Here is a 24,971-nt window from a genome sequence, read left to right as displayed (position 1 = left end):
GCGCATGGGTGGGGTAACAGTACTGACCGCGTCGTACGCCGGTGCCGCCAGCGCACCGGCGTACGCCCGGCTGGCGGGGCTGGCCGCCGAACTGCCGGGGGAGCAGCTGGTACGGCGGGACGCCGGGTGGCCGGTGCTCGTGTACGACGCCGTGGATGACGCGATCGAGGCCGCCGGGGCACTGCGCGAAGCGGCCGCGCTGGTGCCGGCGGGCGACCTGCTCCGGATCGCCGTCCACACAGCGACCGCGGTCGGACCGGCCGTCCGGCATGCCGAGCAGCTGCTGGCGATCGCCAACCCCGGTCAAACGTTGCTCACCGCAACAACTGCGGCGCTGGTCGACGGCGTCATCGATCTCGGGATCCATCGCTTGCGGGATCTGGGGTCGGCCGAGCGGATCTTCGAGCTCACGTCGACCGCGGAGCCGCTGCGGTCGCTCGACCTCGTACCGAACAACCTGCCGGTGATGTTCACCAGCTTCGTCGGCCGTACGACGCAGGTCGCCGCACTCAGGACGCAGCTTGCCGGGAGCCGGCTCGTCACACTCACCGGGCCGGGTGGCAGCGGGAAGACCCGCCTGGCCGCTCAGACCGCCGCGCAGTTGGCAGAACGGTGGGCGGACGGCGTCTGGTGGGTCGACCTGTCGGCCGTGACCGACAGCGCTCAGATCCCCGAGGCGGTCGCGGCAGCGGTCGGTCTGCTGGTCGAGCCGGGTGATCGGCTGCTGATCGGTCAGTTGCGGCACAGGCAGGCGCTGATCTGTCTGGACAACTGTGAGCAGATCATCGACGGCGTGGCCGAGTTCGTCACCGCGCTGCAGACCGGTTGTCCTGAACTCACGATCCTCGCCACGAGCCGCGAACCCCTCGATCTCCCGGGCGAAGCCGTCTGGCGGGTCCCCGCCCTCTCACCTGAGGAAGCCCGAGTCCTCTTCCTGGAACGCTCGGACGCGGCAGCGGGTACGCCGGAGGTCGAGCGCGCCGTACGGGCGATCTGTGAACGGCTGGACGGGATTCCGCTGGCGCTGGAGCTCGCCGCCGCGTGGGGCCGGACGTTGATGCCGATGCAGATCGAGGCCGGGCTGGAGGACCGGTTCGGGCTGTTGACCAAGAACGTCCGGGGCGTCGCGGCGCGGCAGCGAACGCTGGCGGCGTCGATCGACTGGAGCTACGACTTGCTGGCCGAGGACGACCGGCAGGTGTTCCGGCGGCTGGCGGCGTTCGCGGGCGGGTTCACGCTCGAGGCCGCGGCGGCGGTGAGTGGCGCCGTACCGAGTGTCCTCGCGCGGCTTGTCGACAAATCGCTTGTCGTTGCGGAGGACGGGCGGTACCGCTTGCTCGAGACGATCCGCGAGTACGCCGCCGCTCGGGAGACTGACGACGTACGGGATCGGCATCTCGACCACTACCTGCAGGTCGCCGAGGCCGCGGAACCCTTGCTGGACAGCGATCGGGACGCCTGGCGGGCGCTGATCGAGCCCGACCGGGAGAACTTCCGTACGGCGCTCGAACACGGGTTGGCCGCCGACGACCCGGACCGCGGCCGCCGGCTCGCCGCGGCGCTCCGTTGGCTGTGGAACCTGCAGGCGACCGGCACTGAGGGCATCGGCTACCTCCGGCGCGCGATCGACCGCGCCCCGGACGACCGGACATTGCTGCAGGCCCGCTTGTACTACGGGTACGCGACCGTTGCCGACACCGTCGATCCGTTCGGGTACGACGCGGCCGGGCGCGGGCTCGACCTGGCGACCGAGTTGGGTGACGACCGGTTGCGCTCGCTGTTCCTCGCGATGGTTGCCGTCGGCGAGTTCTTCACCGACCTGCAGAAGGCGTGGGACCTGACGGTCGAGGGCGTGCGGTTGGCCGACGGCATCGGCAACGAGCACGCCCGGAACGCGAACGTCGGCCTGCAGTGTGTGCTGCTCGCGTTGTGGGACCGCCACGAGGACCTCCATCCGTTGCTGGATCGTGCGGCCGCCGGGCTGATCAGCAGCGGCGAACGCGGCATCGCGTCGACCGTCCTCACCACCTGGTCCGAGAGCCTGATGTCGACGGGCGAACCGCTCAAGGCCGTCGAGCTCGCCGAACGCGCTCTCGCGGCAGCCGAACCGCTGGCCGACTTCCACCGCGTCGGCTCGGCCCGCGCGCAGCTGGCCTCCGTGCTGGTACGGGTGGACCGGGCCGACGAGGCGCGCGCGTTGATGCGGCCGCTGCTCGAACTGGCCGAGACCGCGGGGTCCGTCGTACCGAATCTCGGACAGGTGATGAGTCTGATCTCGCTCTGGACCGGCGAGTACGACGCTGCCGTACGGTGGCTCGGCCGGGAGACCGCGCCGGACAGCCCGCTCGCCGGGACGTTCGCGCCCGCGATGCTGCTGCCGACGGTTGCCGCCGCTCAGCGTGCCCTGGGGCAGGACCCGACCGAGCTGCTCGAACGGGCCGTTGACCTGGCGCGCTCGTACGACCTCCCGCGTCCGCTGTCCGACGCGTTGGACCAGCTCGGCCGGAACACGATCGCCGAGCACCCGGACAAGGCGGCCGAGCTGATCCATCAGGCGTTGACGATCCGCGTCGACCACGGTCTGCGGACGTACGTCATCGACAGCCTGGAATCCCTTGCCCTGCTGGCGAATCACACCAACCGCCCGGCGGACGGCGCCCGCCTGGCGCGCGCTGCGGCGGCGGCGCGCGAGCAGATCGGCCTCGGCGTACCGGCCGATCATCCTGAGCTGCCGCTGTCGGACGAGGCGGCACTCACGGTGGACGAGGCCGTCGCGTATGCCCGCCGTACCAGAGGAACCCGCGGCCGGCCGTCGTCGGGCTGGGCCAGCCTCACCCCGACCGAGGAGCAGGTCGTCGCGCTGGCGGTCGAGGGCCTCAGCAACCCGGAGATCGGCGAACGCCTGTTCATGAGCCGCGGCACCGTCAAGACCCACCTGGCCCACGTCTACACCAAACTCGGCGTCGCCAACCGCACCGAACTGGCGTCGCTCAGGAAGGCGTGACCATCTCCACCGCCTTGGCGATCCGGCGTTGCCGGGTCTCGGGCTTCTTCGCGTCGTTGATCGCGTTCACGTGCTCCCGCCGATGGCTGAAGCTCAACCCGTCGAACGCCTCCCGCACCCCGGCCTCGGCGAGCGCCGCCGCGAGATCCTCCGGTACCTCGACCGTCCGCTCGCCGGCGTCGCGCTCGACGGTCACGGTCACCCGATCCCCGTCGCCCTTGCCCAGCTCCGCGCGGATGGTCTTCAGGATCCCCAGCGCCATACACCCGCCCATCGACGCGATCGACCCGCGATAAGCGACCCCGTCGAACGTCGCCCGCACCGGAATCCGGCCGCCGCCGCCCAACGCGGTGACGACGGCTGCCGGGACTTCCAGCCAGGCGCCGCCGCCGTCGTTCACCTGGATGCTGCCCTCGAACGTCTCCATGCCCAGCAGCCTAGGACGCGAGTTTGCTGGGCCACCAGACCTTCTTGCCGATGTCGTGGGCCAGGGACGGGACGAGCAGCGAGCGTACGACGGTGGTGTCGAGGAGTACGCCGAACGCGACCATGAACGCGATCTGGACCAGGAACAGGATCGGCAGCACCGCCAGCGCCGAGAACGTCGCCGCCAGGACCACGCCGGCCGAGGTGATCACGCCGCCGGTGACGGCGAGGCCGACCAGGATGCCAGGTCTGGTGCCCTGTTCCTGGGACTCCTCGCGGACCCGGGTCATCAAGAAGATCGAGTAGTCGATGCCCAGGGCAACCAGGAACACGAACGCGTACAGCGGGATCCCCGGATCCGCGCCCGGGAACTTGAACACGTGGTTGAACATCAGCGCGCTGACCCCGACCGTGGCGCCGAACGACAGCACGTTCGCGATCACCAGCAGGACGGCGGCGACCAGCGAGCGGAGCAGCAGCATCAGGACGACGAAGATCACCGCGAGGATCGTCGGGATGATCACCTTGAGGTCGCGCTGCGCCGCGTCCAGGACATCCAGGTTGATCGCGGTGTTGCCGCCGACCAGAATCTCCGGGCTGATCGAGTCGAGGTCCGCCCGCAGGTGCTTCACGATCTTGGTGGCGTCCGGCGAGTCGGCCGGGATCTTCAGCGTCGCCTGGACCATGACCTTGCCGTCGACAACCTTCGGCGGTACGCCGGGAGCGACCGAGGCGGAGGCGGCGCCGACACCGTCGACCTTCATCGCGGCCCGGACCACCCGGTCCGCCAGCGCGACCGGGGTCAGGATCTCGACCGGCGTGCCGGCGCCGGCGTCGAAGTGCTTGGCGAGCTGCTGCTGGCCGGTGACCGACTCGACCTTGTTCAGGAACAGGTCCTCCTGCGACGTACCGCTCGCCTTGAACGTGGGCAGGAACGCCGCGCAGGCGAGCAGCGCCAGCGCACTGATCGCCCACACCCGCCGCGACCGCCGCCCGACCAGCCCGGACACCCGGCCCCAGAGCCGGCGCCCGCCGACCTGGTCGCGGGAGTGCACGTGATCGACGCGCGGGATCGACGGCCAGAAGATCCGCCGCCCGAACGCGAGCAGGATCGCCGGCAGGAACGTCATCGCCGCGATGAACGCACCGGCGATCCCGAACGCACCGACCGGGCCGAGCCCCTTCGTGCTGCCGAGCCGCGACAGCAGCAGGCAGAGCAGCCCGAGGATGACGGTCGCCGCGCTGGCCGCGATCGGCTCGATCGCCGCCCGCCACGCCACCCGCATCGCCTGGTACTTGCTCTCGTAGTCGTGCAGTTCCTCTTTGTAACGGGAGACGAGCAGCAGCGCGTAGTCCGTCGACGCGCCGACGACCAGGATGAACAGGATGCCCTGGCTCTGCCCGTTCAGCTGCAGTACGCCGTGCTTCGCCAGCGGGTACACGACCGAGGCGGCCAGGGCGAGCCCGAACACCGCGGTCAGCAGGACGGCGATCGGCAGGATCGGGCTGCGGTACACGATCAGCAGGATCACGAACACGACCGCGAGCGCGACGCCGAGCAGGATCCCGTCGATCCCGCTGAACGCGACCACGAAGTCCGCGAACACCCCGCCCGGGCCGGTGACGTACACCTGCAGCCCGGTCGGCGTCAGCGAGTCCTTGATCTCGGCCCGGAGCGCCTTCGCCACGGCGTACAGCACGGTCTCGCCCTGGCCGACGACCTCGTCGGCGCGGTTGCCGTCCACCTGCACGGTGAGCAGCAGCGCCTTGTGGTCGTCGGACGGCCGCGCGGTCCCGACCGGGGCGACCAGGTAGTCGCCGAGCTTCTTGCCGTCCCCGAGGCCGAGCGCCGGGATACCGGCCACGAACGCGGTCACCTTGGCCTGGTCCGCGGTCGTGATCGGGGTGTCGCGCTCGATCAGGACGAAGTACGGCAAGGCCTTGGAGTCGACGAACTTGGCCGCCTCGTTCGCGACCTGGGTGGACTCGGCCTTCTTCGGGAGGAAGTTGGCGTTGTCGTTCTGCTGGACCTCGCTGAGCTTGCCGACGGCAGGCCCGCCGACGGCGCCCAGCACGAGCCAGACGATCAGTACGGCGGCGATCCCCGCCCTCCACATCCACCGCTGCTTCACACCCGGCACAGTACCGGGATCTCTCAGTCCCCACCGAGAGGTGTGCGGGAGCCGTTTCGGCGGCGTAACAACAAGATGACTACGCGGAAACACCCCGGTCATAACGTCCAGGCCTAATCGATGAGGTCGGATGATCGGAGACTTGCGATGACGCTCGAGGCAGGACAAGCGGCTGTCGCCACCCGCGAGGCAAGTGGCGCGGTCGGCACGGTCGAGGCCCCGCGGCGCGGGCGCTGGATCGATGTCTGGGATCCTGAGGACGCCAAGTTCTGGGCCGGGAAGGGCCGTGCGGTCGCCCGCCGGAACCTCTGGCCCTCGATCTTCGCCGAGTTTCTCGGCTTCTCGGTGTGGCAGCTCTGGAGCATCGTCGTGGTGTCGATGCCGAAGGCCGGTTTCAGCTACAGCACGGACCAGCTGTTCTGGCTGGTCGCGCTGCCGAGCCTGGTCGGCGCGACGCTGCGGCTGCCGTACACGTTCGCCGTACCGCGGTTCGGCGGGCGGAACTGGACCACGGTGTCGGCGCTGCTGCTGCTGATCCCGACTGCCGGGTTGTCGTACTTCATGACGCGGCCCGACACGCCGTTCTGGCTGATGGCGCTGGTCGCGGCCACCGCGGGTGTCGGCGGCGGGAACTTTGCCAGCAGCATGACGAACATTTCCTTCTTCTACCCGGAGAAGGAGAAGGGTTTCGCACTCGGCGTGAACGCGGCCGGCGGGAACCTCGGCGTCGCGGTCGTCCAGCTCGTGGTGCCGATCGTGATCGTCGCCGGGGCCGGCCTGACGCTGAACCGCTCCGGCCTGATGTGGCTGCCGCTGATCGTGCTGGCCGCGGTCTGGGCCTGGAAAGCGATGGCCAACCTGTCGGTGGCGAACTCGTCGTTCCGTACGTCGGTCGCCGCGGCGAAGCGGCCGCACACCTGGGTGATCTCGTTCCTCTACATCGGGACCTTCGGGTCGTTCATCGGGTTCGGGGCGGCGTTCCCGCTGCTGATCAAGACCACGTTCCCGGAGGTCACGCCGGCGCACTACGCGTTCCTGGGCGCGCTGGTCGGGTCGGTCGCGCGGCCGTTCGGCGGCAAGCTGGCCGACCGGGTCGGCGGCGCGTGGGTGACCGTCTGCTCGTTCGTGGTGATGGGGTTGGGCATCGTCTCCGCGATCTTCGCTCTCAAGGCGGAGAGCTTTGCGGCGTTCCTCGCGAGTTTCCTGGTGCTGTTCGTGGCCAGCGGGATCGCGAACGGGTCGACGTACCGGATGATTCCGGCGGTGTTCCGGCTGACCACGGCCGGCGACCCGGGCCGGGCGCGGCGCGAGGCGGCCGCGTGCATCGGGATCGCGTCGGCGGTCGGTGCGTACGGCGGGTTCCTGGTACCGCGGGGCTTCGCGACGTCGACGAGCCACTTCGGGTCGCTGATCCCGGCGCTCTACGTGTTCTGCGGGTTCTACGTGGTGTGCCTGGTCGTGACGTACTTCTGCTACCTGCGCAAGGGCGGCCCGCTCAGCCAGGAGCGTGTATGACAGCAGTCCCGACCCACTGCCCGTACTGCGCGCTGCAGTGCGCGACCACGCTGCACCCGGTCGACCGGCCGGGTGCGGTGGAGGTGCGGCCGCGCGACTTCCCCACCAATCGGGGCGGGCTGTGCCGCAAGGGGTGGACGGCTCCCGACGTACTCACGGTGCCGGACCGGCTCACCGTGCCCCTCGTCCGCAATGCCGCTGGCGAACTGGAAGAGACCACTTGGTCTGCCGCGCTGGATTTCGTGGCTGATCGGATCAAGGTGTTGCAGGCCGCGCACGGTTCCGACTCGGTGGCGGTGTTCGGCGGCGGTGGTCTGACCAACGAGAAGGCGTACGCGCTCGGGAAGTTCGCACGGGTCGCGCTGCGGACGGCGAACGTGGACTACAACGGACGGTTCTGTATGTCGTCCGCGGCGGCCGCGACGAACCGGGCGTTCGGGATCGACCGGGGCCTGCCGTTCCCGCTCGCGGATCTCGGCGGCGCGGGCGCCGTACTGCTGGTGGGCAGCAACCTCGCGGAAACGATGCCGCCGGCGGTCGCCCACCTGCAGGGCGCGAGGGACGCGGGTGGACTTCTGGTCGTCGACCCGCGCCACTCAGCCACCGCAGGCCTGACCGACAACAGCAACGGCATCCACCTACAGCCAACCCCCGGCACAGACCTAGCCCTGCTCCTCGCCCTAACCCATGTAGTCCTACAGGAGAACCTCGCAGACACCACATTCCTGGGCGCTCGGGTCGATGACCCCGACTTGTTGATTCGTTCGACCGCTTCTTGGTGGCCTGAGCGGGCCGAGCGGGTAACTGGTGTACCCGCCGCCACGATCCGGCGGGCAGCACGGGTGCTGGCGGCGGCTGCCCCGGTGCACGGTGGCGCGGGTGCGTTCATCCTGACGGGGCGTGGGGCCGAGCAGCACAGTAAGGGCACGGACACGGTGACCGCTTGTATCAACCTTGCGTTGGCGCTCGGGCTGCCTGGACGGGTGGGGAGTGGGTACGGGTGTATTACCGGGCAGGGGAACGGACAGGGTGGGCGGGAGCACGGGCAGAAGGCGGATCAGCTGCCTGGCTATCGGAGCATTGAGGACCTGGCCGCGCGTACGCATGTTGCTGAGGTCTGGGGTATTGCTGAGGAGGATTTGCCTCGGGCCGGGCAGAGTGCGGTTGAGCTGATCGACTCGCTCGGTACGGCGGGTGGGCCGCGGGCGTTGTTCGTACATGGCAGCAATCTGCTGGTGTCGGCGCCGAATCTCTCCTCGGTGCGGGACCGGCTGACCTCTCTGGAACTGCTGGTGGTGGCGGATGTGGTGCCGTCCGAGACTGCGTTGCTGGCGGACGTGGTGTTTCCCGTCACCCAGTGGGCTGAGGAGGACGGGACGATGACGTCGTTGGAGGGGCGGGTACTGCGGCGGCGGGCCGCGGTGGCTGCGCCGGGGGAGGTGCGGAGTGATCTGGCGGTGTTCGCGGGGATCGCCGAAAGGCTTGGTGTAGCGGGGTTTTCGACGGATCCGGCCGAGGTGTTCGAGGAGTTGCGGCGGGCGAGTGCGGGCGGGAAGGCCGACTACTCGGGGATCACCTGGGAGCGGCTGGACGCGGGCGAGGAGCTGTTCTGGCCGGTGCCGGCCGAGGGGCATCCGGGGACGCCGCGGTTGTTCGCCGACGGGTTCGCGACGCCGGACGGGCGGGCGCACGTCGTACCGGTCGACCACCGGCCGGTCGCGGATGACCTCAACGGAGACGCGCCGCTGTATCTGGTGACCGGGCGGTTGTTGCAGCACTACCAGAGCGGGGCGCAGACGCGGCGGGTGCCGGAGTTGGCGGCCGCCGAGCCGGAGGTGTTCGCGGAGATCCATCCGCGGGTGGCGGCGCAGCTTGGGATCGGTGATGGGCGTCCGGTGCGGTTGCGGACCGCGCGTGGGTCGATGGTGCTGCCCGCCCGGATCACGTCCGACGTACGGCCGGATACTGTTTTCGTACCGTTCCATTTCGGTGGGGCGGAGGCGGTCAACGAGCTCACGAACGACGCGTTGGACCCGGTGTCGCGGATGCCGGAGTTCAAGGCGTGCGCGGTGCGGCTGACGGCGGCCGAGCTCGGCGCTACGGGGGTGCCGGCATGAGGGTAGTGATCATCGGCGGCGGGATGGCGGGGCGGCGGCTGGCGGAGTTGTTGCCGTCGTACGACGTGACCGTGCTGGGGGACGAGCCGTCGTACAACCGGTCGCGGCTGACGGAGTACGTGGCCGGGCGGGCTGAGGTTGCTGTTGGCAACGAGCCTGTGGTAAGTGCGGTCGCCGTCGATCGGGTACGGCGGGTTGTTGTCGGGGATGACGGTGTGGAGTACGCGTACGACCGGGTGGTGTTCGCGACCGGGGCGGTGCCGGTGGTGCCTGCCGGGGTCGAGGGCGGGCTGGTGTTGCGGTCCGTGGAGGACGCGCGCGCGGTGGTCGCGGCGGCTGGTGCGGCGCGGCGGGCTGTTGTGGTCGGCGGTGGGGTGCTGGGCGTGGAGACCGCCTGTGCATTGCGGGAGCGCGGGGTCGCGGTCACGTTGGTCCACGACGGTGAAACCCTGCTGGACAAGACGATCCGCCCGTCCGCCGGTCGGCGGCTGACGCGGGCGGTACGCCGGCTCGGTGTGGAGGTGCTGCTCAACACACAGCTCGCCCGGACTCAGCTGAAGGACGACCGTTTCCACGCCTTGCAGCTGGAGAACGGCCGCCAGATTTTCGGCGACCTGCTCGTGGTCGCCTGCGGCGTCCAGCCGCGCACCGAACTGGCCACCGGCTTGACCGTCCGCACCGGCATCGTCGTAGACGAAACCTTCACCGCCCCGAATGACCCCACCACCCACGCCATCGGCGACTGCGCCGAACCGCCACACGGCGTGACAGGAACGGTCGCGTCCGCGTGGGAACACGCAGAACTCCTGGCGATCCACCTGCGCGCGGCCGCAGCCGCCCCCGCGGCGGGGGGTGTGTCGGCGGCGTCCCCGCACTCATCTGGAGTTGAGGTTGTGAGGGTTACTGCTGGTGGGTTGGACGTGCTTGTGATGGGGGACAAGGACGCGGTGGGGGAGGTGGTGCGTCTGGAGGATGAGGCGCGGTATGTGCGGGCCGTGCTGCGGGACGGGGTGGTGCGGGCTGCGGTGGTGGTGGGGGCTCCGGAGGTGGCCGCCGAGTTGGTGTTGCTGGCGGATCGGGGGACGCCCGTTGTGGCGGACGGGTTGCTTGGTGGGGCCAACGAAGTACCGAAGAAGCGGGTGCCGACCGTGTGCAGGTGCAACGGCGTCACCAGGGTCGCGATCGAGGCGGCCTGGCGTGGGGGTGCCGACAGTGTCGCCGGCATCGCCGCCACCACGCGGGCGACGACCGGGTGCGGGAGCTGCACCGGCGCCGTCGGCGAACTGCTCGACCGCTTCCGGCGCGGCGAGACCGAACCAGTCCCGAGCAGGAGGGCGACGATGGCAGAGCTGAACAAGGCCAAGCATGTGGTGGTGGTCGGCGGGGGGATGGTCGCGCACCGCCTGGTCGAGGCGCTCCGGCAGCGCGACACCGACGTCGAGTACCGGATCACCGTGTACGCCGAGGAGCCGCGGCTCCCGTACGACCGGGTCGCCCTCACCAGCTACTTCTCCGGCCGCGACCCGCACGACCTGTCGCTCGGCGACCCGGACCTGTGGGACGACCCGGCGGTGAACCTCCGCAAGGGCGTACGGATCACTGCGATCGACACCACCGCGAAGACCGTCACCACGGCCCGCGGCGAGCAGGTGGCGTACGACGAACTCGTCCTGGCGACCGGTTCGTCCGCCTTCGTCCCGCCGGTGAAGAACAACGACGCCCAGGGCTGTTTCGTCTACCGCACGATCGACGACGTCGCCGCCCTCCGCGTCTACGTCGAGCGCCTGAAGGCCGAAGGAAAACAGGTCAGCGGCGTCGTCGTAGGTGGCGGTCTCCTCGGCCTCGAAGCGGCCGGCGCGCTCCGGGCGCTGGGCGCGGCGACGAAGGTGGTCGAGTTCGCGCCGCGGCTGATGCCGTTGCAGGTCGACGAAGGCGGCGGTGCCGCGCTGTCCCGGTTGATCGCCGGTCTCGACGTCGAAGTACTCACCGAAACCGCCTGCCAGCGGGTGAAACTCACCTCCCAGGGTGCGGCCCGCGCGATGGCTGTTGCCGACGGCCCCGATCTGCCGGCGGACGTGGTGGTGTTCGCGACCGGCGTCCGCCCGCGCGACGAGCTCGGCCGGGAGGCCGGCCTGGAGATCGGCGAGCGCGGCGGCGTGGTCGTCGACGAGGCCTGCCGTACGTCGGTCCCGGGCGTCTGGGCGATCGGCGAGGTCGCGTGCATCGAGGGCCGCGTGTGGGGCCTGATCGCGCCCGGGTACACGATGGCCGAGATCGTCGCGGACCGGTTGCTCGGCGGCGCGGCGACGTTCCCCGGCGCCGACACGTCCACGAAGCTGAAGCTGCTCGGCGTCGACGTCGCGAGCTTCGGCGACGCCTTCGGTACGACGGAAGGCGCGCTGGACATCGTGTACGCCGACCCGGTGGCCGGTGTGTACAAGAAGCTCGTGCTGTCCGACGACGCCCGTACGCTGCTCGGCGGCATCCTGGTCGGCGACGCGTCGGCGTACTCCGGACTCCGCCCGATGGTCGGTCGCGAGCTCGGCGCCGACCCGGCCGCGTTCCTGCTCCCCGAAGGCGCCGCACCGGCTCAGCTCGAGCTGCCCGACGACGCACCGGTCTGCTCGTGCAACAACGTGTCCGCGGGCACGATCCGTTGTGCGGTGAAGGACGAGGGCTGCACCGACATCAAGTCCGTGTGCGGCAAGACCAAGGCCGGGACGTCGTGTGGATCCTGCCTGCCGATCGTCAAGAACCTCCTGAACACCGAGCTGACGAAGGCCGGCGTCGAGGTCAGCAAGGCGCTGTGCGAACACTTCGCGCTGTCTCGTGCCGAGCTGTTCGACGCGGTCCGCATTACCGAGCTGCGCACGTTCAGCGAGATCGTCGAGCGGCACGGCACCGGTCGAGGCTGCGACATCTGCAAGCCTGTGGTGGCGTCGATCCTGGCCAGCATCGACCCGGCCGGACACGTCCTGGACGGCGAGCGCGCGACGCTGCAGGACACCAACGACCACGTGATGGCGAACATGCAGAAGGACGGCACGTACTCCGTCGTACCGCGGATCCCCGGTGGCGAGATCACACCGGAGGGGCTGATCACGATCGGCGAGGTGGCGCGTGACTTCGGGCTGTACACGAAGATCACCGGTGGGCAGCGGGTCGACCTGTTCGGGGCCCGGATCGAGCAGTTGCCGGCGATCTGGAAGCGGCTGGTGGACGCGGGCTTCGAGTCCGGGCACGCGTACGGCAAGGCGTTGCGGACCGTGAAGTCGTGCGTCGGCTCGACCTGGTGCCGGTACGGCGTCCAGGACTCCGTCGGGATGGCGATCGCGCTGGAGCTCCGGTACCGCGGGCTGCGCTCGCCGCACAAGCTCAAGCTCGGCGTCTCCGGCTGTGCCCGCGAATGCGCCGAGGCGCGCGGCAAGGACGTCGGCGTGATCGCGACCGAGAAGGGCTGGAACCTGTACGTCGGCGGCAACGGCGGGATGACGCCCCGGCACGCGGAGCTGCTCGCCTCCGACCTGACCGACGAGGAGCTGTTCCGGACCGTGGACCGTTTCCTCATGTACTACATCCGGACCGGGGACCGCTTGCAGCGCACGGCGGTGTGGATGCGGGAGATCGGCCTCGACCAGGTACGGGACGTGGTCCTGAACGACAGCCTCGGCATCGCCGCCGACCTGGACGCCGCGATGGCGCGGCACGTCGACTCGTACGTCGACGAGTGGCGCGCGACGCTGGACGACCCGGACAAGCTCGCCCGGTTCGTGTCGTTCGTGAACGCACCCGACCAGCCCGACGCGGACCTGCGGTACGTCGTCGAGCGCAACCAGCCGCGTCCGGCCACCCCGGCCGAACGCGGGCAACTGGAGCCGGTGCTGCTGGCCGGCCCCCGATTGGAGGTACGCCGATGAGAATCTGCGCCTTCGACGTACTGTTGCCGGAGCGCGGCGTCGCCGCCCTGCTCGGCGACGTACAGATCGCGCTGTTCCGCACCCACGACGGGAAGGTGTTTGCCATCGGCAACCAGGACCCGTACAGCGGGGCGAACGTGATGTCGCGGGGCATCGTCGGCAGCCGCGGCGACGTACCGACGGTGGCGTCGCCGATGTTCAAGCAGGTCTTCGACCTGCGCACCGGCGGCTGCCTGGACGACCCGGACGTGTCGCTGCCGGTGTATCCGGTGGACGTCGTCGACGGCCAGGTCGTCGTCCGCGGCGGCGAGGAGACCGTACCAAACGGTTTGGTACGGTCGCGGTGAGCGTTCGGACCGGGCCGCTGAACGGCTGCGCGATCGCGGTCACCGCGCACCGGCGCGCGGAGGACCTGATCGCGTCGTTCGAGCGGCGCGGCGCGAAGGTGCTGCACGCGCCGACGCTGCAGATCGTGCCGGTCGCCGACGACCGCGCGCTGCTCGAGGCGACCCGGCGGGTGATCGCGAACCCGCCGCACGACGTGGTCGTCACCACCGCGGTCGGCTTCCGCGGGTGGGTCGAGGCGGCCGACACCGCGGGGCTCGCGGCGGAGCTGCTCGGCACGCTGGAGCAGGCGCGGATCCTGGCCCGCGGCCCGAAGGCGCGCGGCGCGATCCGGGCGGCCGGGCTGGTCGAGCACTGGTCGGCGCGGTCCGAGACCACGGCCGAGGTCGTCGAATGGCTCCGGGCGCAGGGCGTCGGCGGGCGGAAGATCGTCGTACAGCTGCACGGGCTGTCGGATCCCGCCCTGCAGGACGCGCTGCGGTCGGCGGGTGCCTCGGTGCGCGGACTGGAGGTTTACCGGTGGGGGCCGGCGCCGGATCCGGTGGTGGTCGAGCGGATGATCTCGCAGGTGTGCGGGGGGACCGTCGATGCCGTCGTCCACACGTCGGCGCCAGGTGCGCAGGCGATGCTGGATGCGGCGGCGCTGAACGGGCAGTACGACGAGTTGGTGGCGGCGCTGCGGACCGGGCGGGTGCTCAACGCGTGCGTGGGGCCGGTGACGGCGGGGCCATTCGTGGCGCTGGGGCTGGAGCCGTTGGTGCCTGACCGGTTCCGGTTGGGGGCGTTGATCCGGATCGTCACGGATCGGCTCACGGACGACAACCTGCGGTCGATCGAGACGGAGTTCGGTCAGTTGGTGATTCGCGGCGGGGCGGCGGTGCTGGACGGCGTCGTACTGCCGTTGGGTCCCGGGCCGCGGGCTGTGCTTGCCGCGTTGGTGGCCGCTGGTGGGGACGTGGTGTCGCGACCGGAGCTGCTGGCGGTGCTGCCAGGTGCGGAGGACGTGCACGCGGTGGAAGTCACCGTCAACCGCCTCCGCACCGCGATAGGCCGCCCCGAGCTCGTCCGCACGGTCGTCCGCCGCGGCTACCGCCTGGCCGTCGAGCCAGCCGGAGTCCCCACATGACGGACCTTGTCGCGGTTGCGCACGGAACGGCTGATCCTGCAGGGATTGCGGTTGTCCACGAGTTGGTGCGGCAGTTGGCGCGGCAGCGCCCGGGGCTTCCGGTCTCGCTCGGCTTCGTCGACCTCGTCACGCCCGCGCTGCCGGCGCTTGTCCACCGCATCACCAGGGACGTGGACGAGGCGGTCGTCGTACCGCTCCTCCTCAGCTCCGGCTACCACGTGTACGTCGACGTCGCCGCCGAGGCCCGGCGCTACCCGGGACGCGTCCACGCGGCCGCCGCCCTCGGGCCTGACCCCGTGCTCGTGGAAATCCTGGCCGACCGCCTCGGCGACCTCTCGAACGTCGACCAGATCGTCCTGGCCGCTGCAGGTTCGTCCGACCCGCGCGCCCACGCGGACTGCGATACCACCGCCGCCCTGCTCGCCCACCGCGTCGACCGCCCGGTCCACGTCGGGTACATCTCCGGCTCCGGCGACCGCCTCCCCGCCGTACTGGACCGAACACGCGGCCGCGTCGCGATCGCGACGTACCTCCTGGCCCCCGGCTTCTTCAACACCCTCGTCCACCGCCACGCCGGCCTCCGTCCAGTCACCCCGCCGCTGGCCCCCGATCCCCGCCTGGCAACTCTCGCCCTGCTCCGGTACGACGAAGCCACCGCGGCCGTCGGACAGGTACGGCACGACGACTGCCTGAGGGTGTGACAGTGCTTGCTTGTCGGGTGCCGGGGGAGCATCGTGGAGGGGTGAACGGGAGACCGAAGTGGGACGAGCTGAGCCCCGGGAAGCAGCGGCTGATCGTGGTCGGGGCGGTGGCTGAGACGGTGCTCAAGGCCGTCGCGCTGGCGGACCTGGCCCGCCGCCCGTCCGCTCAGGTACGGGGACCGAAGCCCGTGTGGGCGGTGTTCCTGACGGTGTTCAACTCGGTCGGCGCGGCACCGATCGCCTACTGGTTGTTCGGACGGCGCAAGGCCGACTAGCGTTCTTTGGGGGGCATGATGCCTGAGGCTGTCCACACGGTCCGGATCAACCGGCAACCGGCAGACGTGTTCGCGTACTTCGCCGACGGCGAGAACGACCCCCAGTGGCGCCCCGCCGTCAAGGAGATCACCCGCACCGGCCCGATCGGCCCCGGCATGACCTACCACCAGCGCATCACCGGCCCCGGCGGCCGCGCCATCCCGTCCGACTACCGCGTCACGGCGTACGAACCAGACACCCACCTGGCCTTCGAAGTAACCGCCGGCCCAGTCCGCCCCACCGGCGACTACCACTTCGCCCCCGTCGACGAAGGCACCGAAGTCACCTTCAAACTCTCAGCCGAACTGACCGGCCTGAAGAAACTCCTGATGACCAAACCCGTCCAACAATCCATGAACTCCGAAGTAGCCGCCCTCGACCGCGCAAAACAGATCCTGGAAAGCTGAAAGACGCCTTCTGACAGCTAGTCTGCACGGGTGGGGATCTATGACGACTTGCTGAAGGCGACCGGCGACCCGGAGAGCCTGGAGGGTGCTCGGGAGCAGATTCGGGCCTGGATCGTGCCTGGGTTCATGAGCCGCGCCGAGGTGATCGAAGCGGCGACGGAGTACGTCGAGGACGAGGAACTGCTGACGGGCCGACAGGTCGAGCAACTCGTCGACGAGCTGTGGCGTGCGCGGCTGGCTGAGCAGGAAGACTGGCCGGAGCGAACCGACGCCGACAGCGTCGCCGCGGCGTTCGCCGAACTCGACGCCGCGGGCGTCGTCGCGCGGATGAACTTCACCTGCTGCCAGACCTGCGGCTCCACTGAGATCCACGACGAGCGTCCGTCCGATCGCCCTTCCGTCGGCTACGTCTTCTTCCACTCCCAGGACGCCGAACGCCTCGCCGAGGACGCCGCGCACCTGCTCCTGGCGTACGGCGCGTTTGACGCCCCAGAGCCCGAATGGAACGACCGCGTCACCGCTGTCGGCCATCAAGTGGCTGGGGTGCTGCAGGCGCACGCCCTTCCGGTGACGTGGAGCGGCTCGTCGGAACAGCGCGTCCAGGTCGGCCCCCTCAGCTGGCGCCGCCGCCTGCCCGGCCTTGGCTGAGGTATGTGCGGCCTGGGCGGCGCAGCTCGACCAGTCGTTCGTCGAGATCGGCGAGATCGCGGCCGATGCGCGCACGTTCGATCGGCTGCGGCTGAACCGGATCGCGGACAGCTGGGACAACACCATCCGCTCCTTCGTCCGCGCTGCCTGCGCTCGGCGCCCTTGGGTTCGGACGGCCATCGCTCGCGACGGCACGGCGTACCGCAACTGGCGGTCGCAGCCTGTCGAACTGCCGCGCCTGACACCGGAGCTCGCCGAGGGGCTGTCCGCCCGGTTCAACCTGGCCTCGGCCGAGGTGTCCGGGCTGACGATCGAGCGCTCGGAGGACGGCTGGAATGCCGGATGTCGATCGTCACGGAGTGGACCGAGATCTCGTACGCCCTGCCCGACATCTACGTCCGGTGCTCCGGGGTCGAGGCGCTCCGGTTGGATGCCAGGGATCGCCACGGGATCGAGTTCTCCGGGGAGCGCGGGGCGCCCAGGATCTCGATCGGTGTCGGAGGGTACGTAGTTGGCCCGGAGATCAGGTTCTGGGTCGACCATCGCGCGTGGCCGCGGGGTGAGACGGGGCAGCTGGCGCCGACCGAGCGGTCGCGGTGGCCGGGGCCGATGCTGCGCGGGGCGGCGCTCGAGGCGGCGGACCTGCTACGCGCCGCGTTGCTGCTGACCCGGTCGGTGTGGGCGCTCAGCGAGACGCACCTGGTCCCGGTCCGGTCGTTCGCTCGGGTGTTCTCGGGCGCGGGATCGGACGTTCTCGCGGCCGGGTCCGCGGTACGTCGGGAGGCTGCGTTCCGGGGGCTGGTCGCGCGGTGGCGTGCGGCGGGTGGCGACGAGTTGGCGCCGTGGTTCGACGACCCGATGGGCTACCCGTTCTCGGAGTCGGACGAGGAGCCTGCGGCCGCCGCCGAGCTCATGATTGCCGGCTTCGAGCAGCAGTACCGGTCCCGGGTGGCGACGCTGGTCCACGCCTCGCCGGGTGAGCCCTGGACGCTCCGCCGGACTGCTGCCGAGGATCCGGCGCAGTTCTTTGTCGACCGCGCTGCGTTCGACTGCTCGCGAGGCGAGGCTGACCGCACGGGGCTGGTACGGCTCGAGCGGTAGGTCAGGGCTTGCCGTTGCGAAGAGCCTGTAGGTCGGTGTGGCAGCGGGCTTCTACTTCGGCTAGGTCTTGGAGGGTTTCTTCGATGTCGCGGCGGCGTTGTTCGAGTTCTTGGCGGCGGTGGGTGATTTGGTCGAGGAGGTAGACGAGTTGGCCTTCCTCGCCGGGTTCGGCGTCGTACATGTCGACGATCTTGGCGATCTCGTCGAGGGAGAAGCCGAGGCGTTTGCCGCGCAGGATGAGGGCGAGGCGGATGCGGTCGCGGGGGTGGTAGACGCGGGTGGTGCCGCGGCGTTCGGGGGTGAGCAGGCCGCGGTCCTCGTAGAAGCGGATCGTGCGCAGGGTGACGTCGTACTCGGCCGCCAGTTCCGCGATCGACCAGGTCTCGGGCACCCGGCTATTGTGCATGCTGCCTAGCGTGCTTTACGTTTACGTAAGCGTCAAGCACGAAGGAGTGCCGCATGTACGAGTTGTCCGCGGAGCATCAGGAGTTCCGGCGCAGCGTTCGTGACTTCGCCGAGGCGGAGATCGCGCCGCACGCGGCCGAGTGGGACCGGAAGCACTACTTTCCGGTCGAGGTCGTGCACAGGATGGGAAAGCTCGGGCTGTTCGGGCTGACGGCGCCGGAGGAGTACGGCGGGGCCGGCGGCGACTTCACCAGTCTGTGTGTGGCGATCGAGGAGATCTCCCGGGTCGACCAGTCGATGGGGATCACGCTGGAGGCCGCGGTCGGGCTCGGGATCAACCCGATCCTGACGTTCGGCACCGACGAGCAGAAGGCGACCTGGCTGCCGGACCTGGTCGCGGGCGACAAGCTGGCCGGGTTCGGGCTGACCGAGCCGGAGTCCGGGTCGGACGCCGGCGCGACCAAGACCCGCGCCGTGCTCGACAACGGCGAGTGGGTGATCGACGGCTCGAAGCAGTTCATCACGAACTCCGGCTCGTCCATCACGTCCGTCGTCACGGTCACCGCCCGCACCGGTGAGCGCGTGGACGGCAAGCCGGAGATCTCCACGATCATCGTTCCGGCCGGTACGCCGGGGTTCACCGCGGAGGCGGCGTACGACAAGCTCGGCTGGCACGCGTCCGACACGCACCCGCTGTCGTTCGTGAACTGCCGCGTCCCCGAGGCGAACCTGCTCGGCCGGCGCGGCAAGGGGTTCGGCCAGTTCCTCGCGACGCTCGACGACGGGCGGGTGGCGATCGGCGCGGTCGCGCTCGGCTGTATCCGGGCCTGCCTGGAGATGTCCACGCAGTACGCCGGTGAGCGGCAGACGTTCGGCGTACCGATCGGCCGCAAGCAAGGGGTCGCGTTCCAGATCGCCGACCTCAAGGTGATGGCCGACGCCGCCGCGCTGCTGGTCTACCGGGCGGCCGCGCTGAAGGACGCCGGCGCCCCGATGGCCGAGTTCAAGCAGGCCGCCGCCGTCGCGAAGCTGTACGCGACCGAGTCCGCGGTCACCGCGACCCGGATCGCGACCCAGGTCTTCGGCGGCTACGGCTTCATGGAGGAGTACCCGGTCACCCGGTTCTACCGCGACGCCAAGATCCTGGAGATCGGCGAGGGTACGTCGGAGGTCCAGCGGATGCTGATCGCCCGGGGCCTCGGGCTCCCGGTGGAATGATGGCCGCATGACCCACGATCACTGGACCGAGGTCAAGGTCGCCCGCGAGGCAACCCTGGCGCCGCCCGAGAAGGCGGCGGCGAAACTCAAGAGCCAGCACAAGCTGTACGTCCGCGACCGGATCGCGCTGCTCGTCGACGAGGGCAGCTTCGTCGAGGACGCGCAGCTCGCGAACGCGCTGAACCCGGGCCTGCCCGCGGACGGCGTGGTCACCGGCCGCGCGCTCGTCGACGGCCGGCCCGCGCTGCTGGTCGCCAACGACCCGACGGTCAAGGCCGGCTCGTGGGGCGCCCGGACGGTCGAGAAGATCGTCCGGGTCACCGAGGTCGCGCTCCGCGACGAGCTGCCGATCTTCTGGCTGATCGACTCGGCCGGCGCCCGGATCACCGACCAGGTCGAGCTGTTCCCGGGCCGCCGCGGCGCCGGGCGGATCTTCCACAACCAGGTCGCGCTGTCCGGCAAGGTGCCGCAGATCTGCTGCCTGTTCGGCCCGTCCGCGGCCGGTGGCGCGTACATCCCGGCGTTCTGCGACATCGTGATCATGGTCGACGGCAACGCGTCGATGTACCTCGGCTCGCCCCGGATGGCCGAGATGGTCGTCGGCGAGAAGGTGACGCTGGAGGAGATGGGCGGCGCCCGGATGCACACCAGCGTCTCCGGCTGCGGCGACCTGCTCGCGTCCGACGACACCGAGGCGATCGAGCTCGCCAAGCAGTACTTCTCCTACCTGCCGGGCTCGTGGCGCTCGCGGCCACCGTCGTACGACGCCTCGGACGCGGGCCGCGACTTCACCCGGGACCTGGTGCCGGCCGAGGAGAGCATCGGGTTCGACATCCACGACGTGATCGACGCGGTCCTCGACGCGGACACGTTCTTCGAGATCAAGCCGGCGTACGCGCCGGAGCTGGTGGTCGGGTTCGGGCTGCTCGCGGGGCAGGTGGTCGGGATCGTCGCGAACCAGCCGGCGGTGAAGGGCGGCGTACTGTTCGTCGACTCCGCCGACAAGGCCGCGCGGTTCATCTGGCTGTGCGACGCGTTCAACGTGCCGCTGGTGTACCTGTGCGACGTACCGGGGTTCATGATCGGCAGCGAAGTGGAGCGGGCCGGGATCATCCGGCACGGCGCGAAGATGATCACCGCGGTGTCCGAGGCGACCGTGCCGACGGTGTCGGTGATCGTCCGGAAGGCGTACGGCGCCGGGTTGTACGCGATGTGTGGGCCGGGCTTCTCGCCGGACGCCTGCATCGCGCTGCCGACGGCGAAGATCGCGGTGATGGGTCCGGAGGCGGCGATCAACGCCGTGTACTACAACAAGATCCAGGAGATCGCGGACGAGGGCGAACGGGTCGAGTACGTCGCGAAGCTCCGCGAGGAGTACGAGACCGACATCGACATCCTGCGGCTGGCCGCGGACCTGGTGATCGACGCGATCGTCGAGCCGGAGAACCTGCGCGCCGACCTGATCGCCCGGCTCGCCGCGGCCCAGTCCAAGGACCGGACGTTCTCGCACCGCAGGCACGGCGTACCGCCGGTGTAGATAGTGTCCGGAGCATGAGTGCAAACGATTTCGCGTTGAAGGTCCGGGCGCGTGAGCAGCTGGTGGGGTACTGGATCACGTTGGACTCGCCGGCCGCCGCCGAGCGGATCGGGCGGCTCGGGTACGACTACGTGGTGCTCGACGCGCAGCACGGGCTGATCGGGTACCAGGGCCTGGTGACCGGGCTGCTCGCGATCGACGCGGGGTCGTCGATCGGGCCGCGGCCGTCGGTCGGGCTGGTCCGGGTGGAGGCGAACGACCCGACGCCGATCGGGCGCGCGCTGGACGCCGGGGCGATCGGGGTGATCGTGCCGCTGATCGACACCGCGGCGGACGTGGCACGGGCGGTCCGGGCGGCGAAGTACCCGCCGGCCGGGGCGCGGTCGTTCGGGCCGATGCGGGCCGCACTGCGGATCGGTCCGGTGCCGGCGGACAGCAACGACGCGACCGTCGTACTGGCGATGATCGAGACGGCGCTGGGGCTGGAGAACGTCGCGGAGATCTGCGCGACGCCCGGTCTGGACGGCGTGTACGTCGGGCCGTCGGACCTGAGCCTCGCCCTGGGCGCGCGGTTCCCGGGGGACCCCGACGTGGACGGGCCGTTCGAGGAGGCGCTCGAGCTGATCGCGCGGACGGCCCGCGAGGCAGGTGTCGCGGCCGGCATCCACACCTTCGACGGCGAGTCGGCCAAGCGGCGCCTGGCCCAGGGGTACACCTTCGCCACGGTGGCGTCCGACCTCAGCCACCTCGAGGCGATCGCCGCGGCACACCTGGAGACGGCCCGGTCGTAGCAGGCGGATCTCCACGCCATCACAATCCACCAAACCCTGGCGGTTCCCGCTCACGGCCGCGGCGAAGCCGCGATTGTGATGGCCTGGCGATCCGCCGGTCGCGGCGATCGGCTGCCTGCGCGGGTGAGTGGGGCAGGTTCGGAACACCTCGGTGGCTTCTCGGGTTAAGTTCTGACAGAGCACATCGAGGAGGGCGGGATGAGGGCACCCGAGCGCGGCGCGTTGCCGCTGGGGCTGGCGGCGACGCTCGGGCGGGCGTACGGGCGGCTGACCGAGACCGTGCAGGGGCTGAACGACGCGGACTTCGCGCGTGAGACCCGCTGCCCGGGGATGCCCGTCGGTCCGCTGCTGGTCCATCTGCTGTACGACGCCGAGCGGGCGCTGACGGCGTTCGCCAGCCCGGCCGTGGCCGAGCCGGACCGGGACTTCGTCAGCTACTGGACCGACGTACCACAGCAGGGCGACACGAGTTTCGTGCGGACCGTCGCATCGGCGTACCGGAAGCCTGCGATGCTCGTGCAGCACTGGCGGGAGCTGTCCGAGGCGGCCGTCCGCGCGGCGTCCGTCGGGCTGGCGACGAAGGGCCACCGGGTGGAGACCCAGGGCCACGTCCTGCGCGCCACCGACTTCGTCGCCACATTGGTGCTTGAGGCAACGGTCCATCATCTCGACCTGACCGTCGGCCTGCCGGCCGCGCCGGAGCCGGACCCCGAGGCGCTGCAGGTCACCGCGCGCACGCTGGACGGGCTGTTCGGCCCGGAGGCGTGGGACGTGATCGCCTGGGACACGACGACGTACGTGCTGAAGGCCACCGGCCGGGTGCCGTTGGACGAGTCCGACCACGACATGCTCGGCCCGCACGCCAAGCGCCTCCCGCTGCTCGGTTAGAACACTCCGTCGAACGGGTCCTCGAGGTCGCTCCAGTCGAGGCTGGCGAGCTCGGACTCGGTGAGCAGGCAGGCGTCGAGGACGGCCTGCAGCCGGGCCGGGTCGAGGCCCATGCCGGTGGCGACCACCGTGCATTCGGCCAGGTGCTCGGTGTCCGACCATTCGCCGAGCATCCCGAGCGACGCGCTGTAGCCGGCCGACTCCCAGCGCACCCGCTGCGTCGGGCGGTTCGCCAGCCAGACCACGCCGCGGCTGCGGACGACGCCGTCGACGATGTCCTCGAGCGCGTCGTTCAGCCGGGCCGGATGCAGCGGCCGCGTCGACCGCCACAGCACCGTCGTCACGCCGTCGTCGCTCGGCTGCACCCGGTCCGACGTCGCCAGCTCACCGGCCCACGCCTCGGCGGCGTCGAAGTCGAACCGCCCGGTCCGCGCGACCGGACCGTCCGGTACGCCGGAAGCGCCCGCCGTCACGACCTCCGTCCGCGGGTTCAGATGCCCGAGCAGATGCTCCAGCCGTTCGGGCGCCGTACTGCGATGCGCGTTCGCCAGCACGCACACGTCGGCGTACTCGATCTGGCGGGCGGTCAGCTCCGCGACGTTGCGCCGATCCGGCAGCCCGAGCGCCAGGCCGCGCTCGGCGAGCAACTCGTCGCCGGAGAGTTGCGCGACCAGCAGTACGGCGTCAACCACGCAGGTGACCGTGTCGACGACGATCTCCGGCAGCACGGAGACGAGCGTGCTGACCAGCGGCCGCGCCTCCATCGCCGGCGGCGCCGAGAGCACGATGTGGTCCCAGTGCGCGCGCTCGACGAGCGTCTCCAGCAACGGCACCAGCGACTCGATCAGTTGGCACGCCCCGCAGTCGTCGCCGACGCTGAACTCACCCGCGTCGATCGGCCCGGACCGGTCACGCACTTGCCAGGCCAGCACGCCGCGACCGGGGAGCTCGTCCTGGTCCACCTCCACGACCACGGTGGTCGCGTCGGTCATCGCCTCCAGGACAGGCTCCCGCAGGGTCGCGGAAAGCCCCACCAACAAGGACAACGGAGTCTTCGCTCGGGCGGTCATGGACACATTATATGAAAACGGTTTTCATCAGTCCATCGGTACGGCGTGTCCGAAAACAACAGGCCGCGGGCCGCGATCTTCTGGTAGGCAAGGAACATGGCGATCGAGATCGGGAAGTTCACGGGCGAGTGGGCCGAGTTGCTGGAGCTGCTGGACATGGCGTTCTCCGCGCCGTGGACGGACGAGCAGTACGAGTCCGAGCGGGGAATTTGGGAGCAGGAGCGGAGCATCGTCGCGAGTGAGGACGGTCAGCTGGTCGGGCATACCGGGACGTTCTCGCAGCTGATGACGGTGCCGGGTGGGCAGTTGCCGTCCGCGGGCGTGACGATGGTGGGCGTACGGCCGACGCACCGGCGGCGCGGGATCCTGCGGGACCTGATGCGCGCGCAGCTGACCGACGTACACGAGGCAGGCGAGCCGCTGGCGACGCTGACCGCGAGCGAGCCGGTGATCTACCCGCGGTTCGGGTACGGGCTGGCGTCCGACCACCAGGAGATCGTCGTACCGAAGGCGTCCCGTGGGCTGCGCCCGGTGGCGGGCATCGACGACGTACGGATCCGGTACGTCGACGCGCACGAGAGCCTGGCGCGCTGCGCGGAGCTGCGGAACAAGCTCGCGCTCGAGCGGCCCGGGATGTTCCAGCACAACGAGAAGTGGCAGCAGTACACGATCAGCCCGACCGTGGTCAGCGACATCGCGAACGCATCGAGGATCCGGTGCGTCGTCGCCGAGCGGGACGGTGAGCTCGTCGGCTACGCGCACTACCGGACGAAGCGCGCGCAGAAGGGGTACGTCGACGTACTGCGGGTGCACGCTGTCGACTTGGCGGCGCACGCCGCGCTCTGGCGCTACCTGCTCGAGCCGGACCTGCTCAGCGAGACGCACTGCGAGCTGCTCGCGTCGGACGACCCGCTGCTGGACCTGCTGCTCGACCCGCGGGCGCCGGGCGCGATCACCCGGGACGGGCTGTGGCTGCGGCCGGTCGACGTCGGCCGCGCGCTGGCAGGGCGGACGTACGCGCGGGACCTCGACGTGGTGATCGAGGTGGTCGACGAGTTCCTGCCGTGGAACGCGGGCCGCTGGTACCTGTCCGGCGGTACGGACGGCGCGTCCTGCGAGCAGGTGCAGCGGGACGCCGACCTCACGCTCGACGTACGCGATCTGGGTGCTGTGTACCTCGGCCGGCCGTCACTCGAACGACTCGGCCGTGCGGGCCTGGTCGCCGAACACACCCCGGGCGCACTGGCCGCAACCTCGCAAGCGTTTTCCACAACCTGGCTTCCGTTCCTCGACACGGGCTTCTGAAGG

At 70.3% G+C, this 24,971-nt stretch carries 20 protein-coding genes; 16 read left to right on the top strand and 4 right to left on the bottom strand.

Features of this window, described 5'->3' with window-relative positions; translation table 11 throughout:
• Window positions 1-4 precede the first annotated feature (4 nt).
• Entirely contained in the window at window positions 5-3,004 is a 3,000-nt protein-coding gene (locus ACFV9C_RS09490; RefSeq protein ID WP_380192092.1) for a LuxR C-terminal-related transcriptional regulator, read from the top strand.
• Here the strand turns inward: ACFV9C_RS09490 and ACFV9C_RS09485 are convergent.
• Both ACFV9C_RS09485 and ACFV9C_RS09480 read right to left on the bottom strand, forming a co-directional pair.
• On the bottom strand, window positions 2,991-3,431 hold the full coding sequence (locus tag ACFV9C_RS09485; protein ID WP_380192090.1) for a YdeI/OmpD-associated family protein: 441 nt from the start codon (window positions 3,429-3,431) through the stop codon (window positions 2,991-2,993). The genes ACFV9C_RS09490 and ACFV9C_RS09485 overlap by 14 nt on opposite strands.
• Window positions 3,432-3,441: 10 nt before the next feature.
• Window positions 3,442-5,562, bottom strand: a complete 2,121-nt coding sequence (locus ACFV9C_RS09480) for an MMPL family transporter (protein WP_380192089.1) — start codon at window positions 5,560-5,562, stop codon at window positions 3,442-3,444.
• 147 nt (window positions 5,563-5,709) lie between these two features.
• On the opposite strand from ACFV9C_RS09480, the gene ACFV9C_RS09475 reads away from it, so the two are divergent.
• The 10 genes from ACFV9C_RS09475 to ACFV9C_RS09430 all read left to right on the top strand — a co-directional run bounded on the left by ACFV9C_RS09475 (window position 5,710) and on the right by ACFV9C_RS09430 (window position 17,754).
• Complete coding sequence (locus tag ACFV9C_RS09475; protein ID WP_380192087.1) at window positions 5,710-7,077, top strand: MFS transporter; 1,368 nt, start codon at window positions 5,710-5,712, stop codon at window positions 7,075-7,077.
• A complete protein-coding gene (locus ACFV9C_RS09470; RefSeq protein ID WP_380192085.1) occupies window positions 7,074-9,194 on the top strand; it encodes a molybdopterin oxidoreductase family protein in 2,121 nt (706 codons plus the stop codon). The genes ACFV9C_RS09475 and ACFV9C_RS09470 overlap by 4 nt, the downstream gene beginning before the upstream one ends.
• Window positions 9,191-13,111 carry a nitrite reductase large subunit NirB gene (gene nirB, locus ACFV9C_RS09465; protein WP_380192083.1) on the top strand — a complete coding sequence of 1,307 codons (3,921 nt, stop codon included), beginning with the start codon at window positions 9,191-9,193 and terminating at the stop codon, window positions 13,109-13,111. Before ACFV9C_RS09470 ends, nirB begins: the two co-directional genes overlap by 4 nt.
• Window positions 13,108-13,458 (top strand): nitrite reductase small subunit NirD, encoded by a 351-nt coding sequence (nirD, locus tag ACFV9C_RS09460; protein ID WP_380192081.1) that lies wholly within the window; start codon window positions 13,108-13,110, stop codon window positions 13,456-13,458. Before nirB ends, nirD begins: the two co-directional genes overlap by 4 nt.
• On the top strand, window positions 13,455-14,582 hold the full coding sequence (locus ACFV9C_RS09455; RefSeq protein WP_380192079.1) for a uroporphyrinogen-III synthase: 1,128 nt from the start codon (window positions 13,455-13,457) through the stop codon (window positions 14,580-14,582). The genes nirD and ACFV9C_RS09455 overlap by 4 nt, the downstream gene beginning before the upstream one ends.
• Complete coding sequence (locus ACFV9C_RS09450; protein WP_380192078.1) at window positions 14,579-15,283, top strand: sirohydrochlorin chelatase; 705 nt, start codon at window positions 14,579-14,581, stop codon at window positions 15,281-15,283. Before ACFV9C_RS09455 ends, ACFV9C_RS09450 begins: the two co-directional genes overlap by 4 nt.
• Window positions 15,284-15,324: 41 nt before the next feature.
• Window positions 15,325-15,558 carry a DUF5652 family protein gene (locus tag ACFV9C_RS09445; protein ID WP_380192076.1) on the top strand — a complete coding sequence of 78 codons (234 nt, stop codon included), beginning with the start codon at window positions 15,325-15,327 and terminating at the stop codon, window positions 15,556-15,558.
• Between the two features lie 18 nt (window positions 15,559-15,576).
• Window positions 15,577-16,005, top strand: coding sequence for an SRPBCC family protein (locus ACFV9C_RS09440; RefSeq protein WP_380192075.1), 429 nt, complete (start codon window positions 15,577-15,579; stop codon window positions 16,003-16,005).
• 30 nt (window positions 16,006-16,035) lie between these two features.
• Complete coding sequence (locus ACFV9C_RS09435) at window positions 16,036-16,653, top strand: DUF6891 domain-containing protein (RefSeq protein WP_380192073.1); 618 nt, start codon at window positions 16,036-16,038, stop codon at window positions 16,651-16,653.
• Window positions 16,654-16,995: 342 nt separating this feature from the next.
• A complete protein-coding gene (locus ACFV9C_RS09430) occupies window positions 16,996-17,754 on the top strand; it encodes a hypothetical protein (RefSeq protein WP_380192072.1) in 759 nt (252 codons plus the stop codon).
• A 1-nt stretch (window position 17,755) separates the two neighbouring features.
• Here the strand turns inward: ACFV9C_RS09430 and ACFV9C_RS09425 are convergent, their stop codons facing one another.
• Window positions 17,756-18,145, bottom strand: coding sequence for a MerR family DNA-binding transcriptional regulator (locus ACFV9C_RS09425; protein WP_380192070.1), 390 nt, complete (start codon window positions 18,143-18,145; stop codon window positions 17,756-17,758).
• 68 nt (window positions 18,146-18,213) lie between these two features.
• Here ACFV9C_RS09425 and ACFV9C_RS09420 point away from each other — a divergent pair, with 68 nt between their 5' ends.
• The 4 genes from ACFV9C_RS09420 (at window position 18,214) to ACFV9C_RS09405 (ending at window position 22,593) form a co-directional block, all read left to right on the top strand.
• The gene (locus ACFV9C_RS09420) at window positions 18,214-19,377 is read left to right on the top strand and encodes an acyl-CoA dehydrogenase family protein (protein WP_380192068.1); all 1,164 of its coding nucleotides are present in this window, start codon (window positions 18,214-18,216) and stop codon (window positions 19,375-19,377) included.
• Window positions 19,378-19,384: 7 nt separating this feature from the next.
• Window positions 19,385-20,914, top strand: a complete 1,530-nt coding sequence (locus ACFV9C_RS09415) for an acyl-CoA carboxylase subunit beta (protein WP_380192066.1) — start codon at window positions 19,385-19,387, stop codon at window positions 20,912-20,914.
• Window positions 20,915-20,928: 14 nt separating this feature from the next.
• Window positions 20,929-21,705 carry an HpcH/HpaI aldolase/citrate lyase family protein gene (locus tag ACFV9C_RS09410; protein ID WP_380192064.1) on the top strand — a complete coding sequence of 259 codons (777 nt, stop codon included), beginning with the start codon at window positions 20,929-20,931 and terminating at the stop codon, window positions 21,703-21,705.
• Between the two features lie 198 nt (window positions 21,706-21,903).
• Window positions 21,904-22,593 (top strand): maleylpyruvate isomerase N-terminal domain-containing protein, encoded by a 690-nt coding sequence (locus ACFV9C_RS09405; protein ID WP_380192062.1) that lies wholly within the window; start codon window positions 21,904-21,906, stop codon window positions 22,591-22,593.
• Here the strand turns inward: ACFV9C_RS09405 and ACFV9C_RS09400 are convergent.
• The gene (locus tag ACFV9C_RS09400) at window positions 22,590-23,663 is read right to left on the bottom strand and encodes a CobW family GTP-binding protein (RefSeq protein ID WP_380192060.1); all 1,074 of its coding nucleotides are present in this window, start codon (window positions 23,661-23,663) and stop codon (window positions 22,590-22,592) included. The genes ACFV9C_RS09405 and ACFV9C_RS09400 overlap by 4 nt on opposite strands.
• 96 nt (window positions 23,664-23,759) lie before the next feature.
• Between ACFV9C_RS09400 and ACFV9C_RS09395 the strand changes: the two genes are divergently transcribed.
• The gene (locus ACFV9C_RS09395) at window positions 23,760-24,968 is read left to right on the top strand and encodes a GNAT family N-acetyltransferase (protein WP_380192058.1); all 1,209 of its coding nucleotides are present in this window, start codon (window positions 23,760-23,762) and stop codon (window positions 24,966-24,968) included.
• Window positions 24,969-24,971 lie beyond the last annotated feature (3 nt).

The organism is Kribbella sp. NPDC059898, from assembly GCF_042730855.1.
Taxonomy (GTDB): Bacteria; Actinomycetota; Actinomycetes; order Propionibacteriales; family Kribbellaceae; genus Kribbella.
The sequence above is the reverse complement of the archived record's forward strand: the minus strand, read 5'-3'. Positions and strand labels throughout refer to the sequence as shown.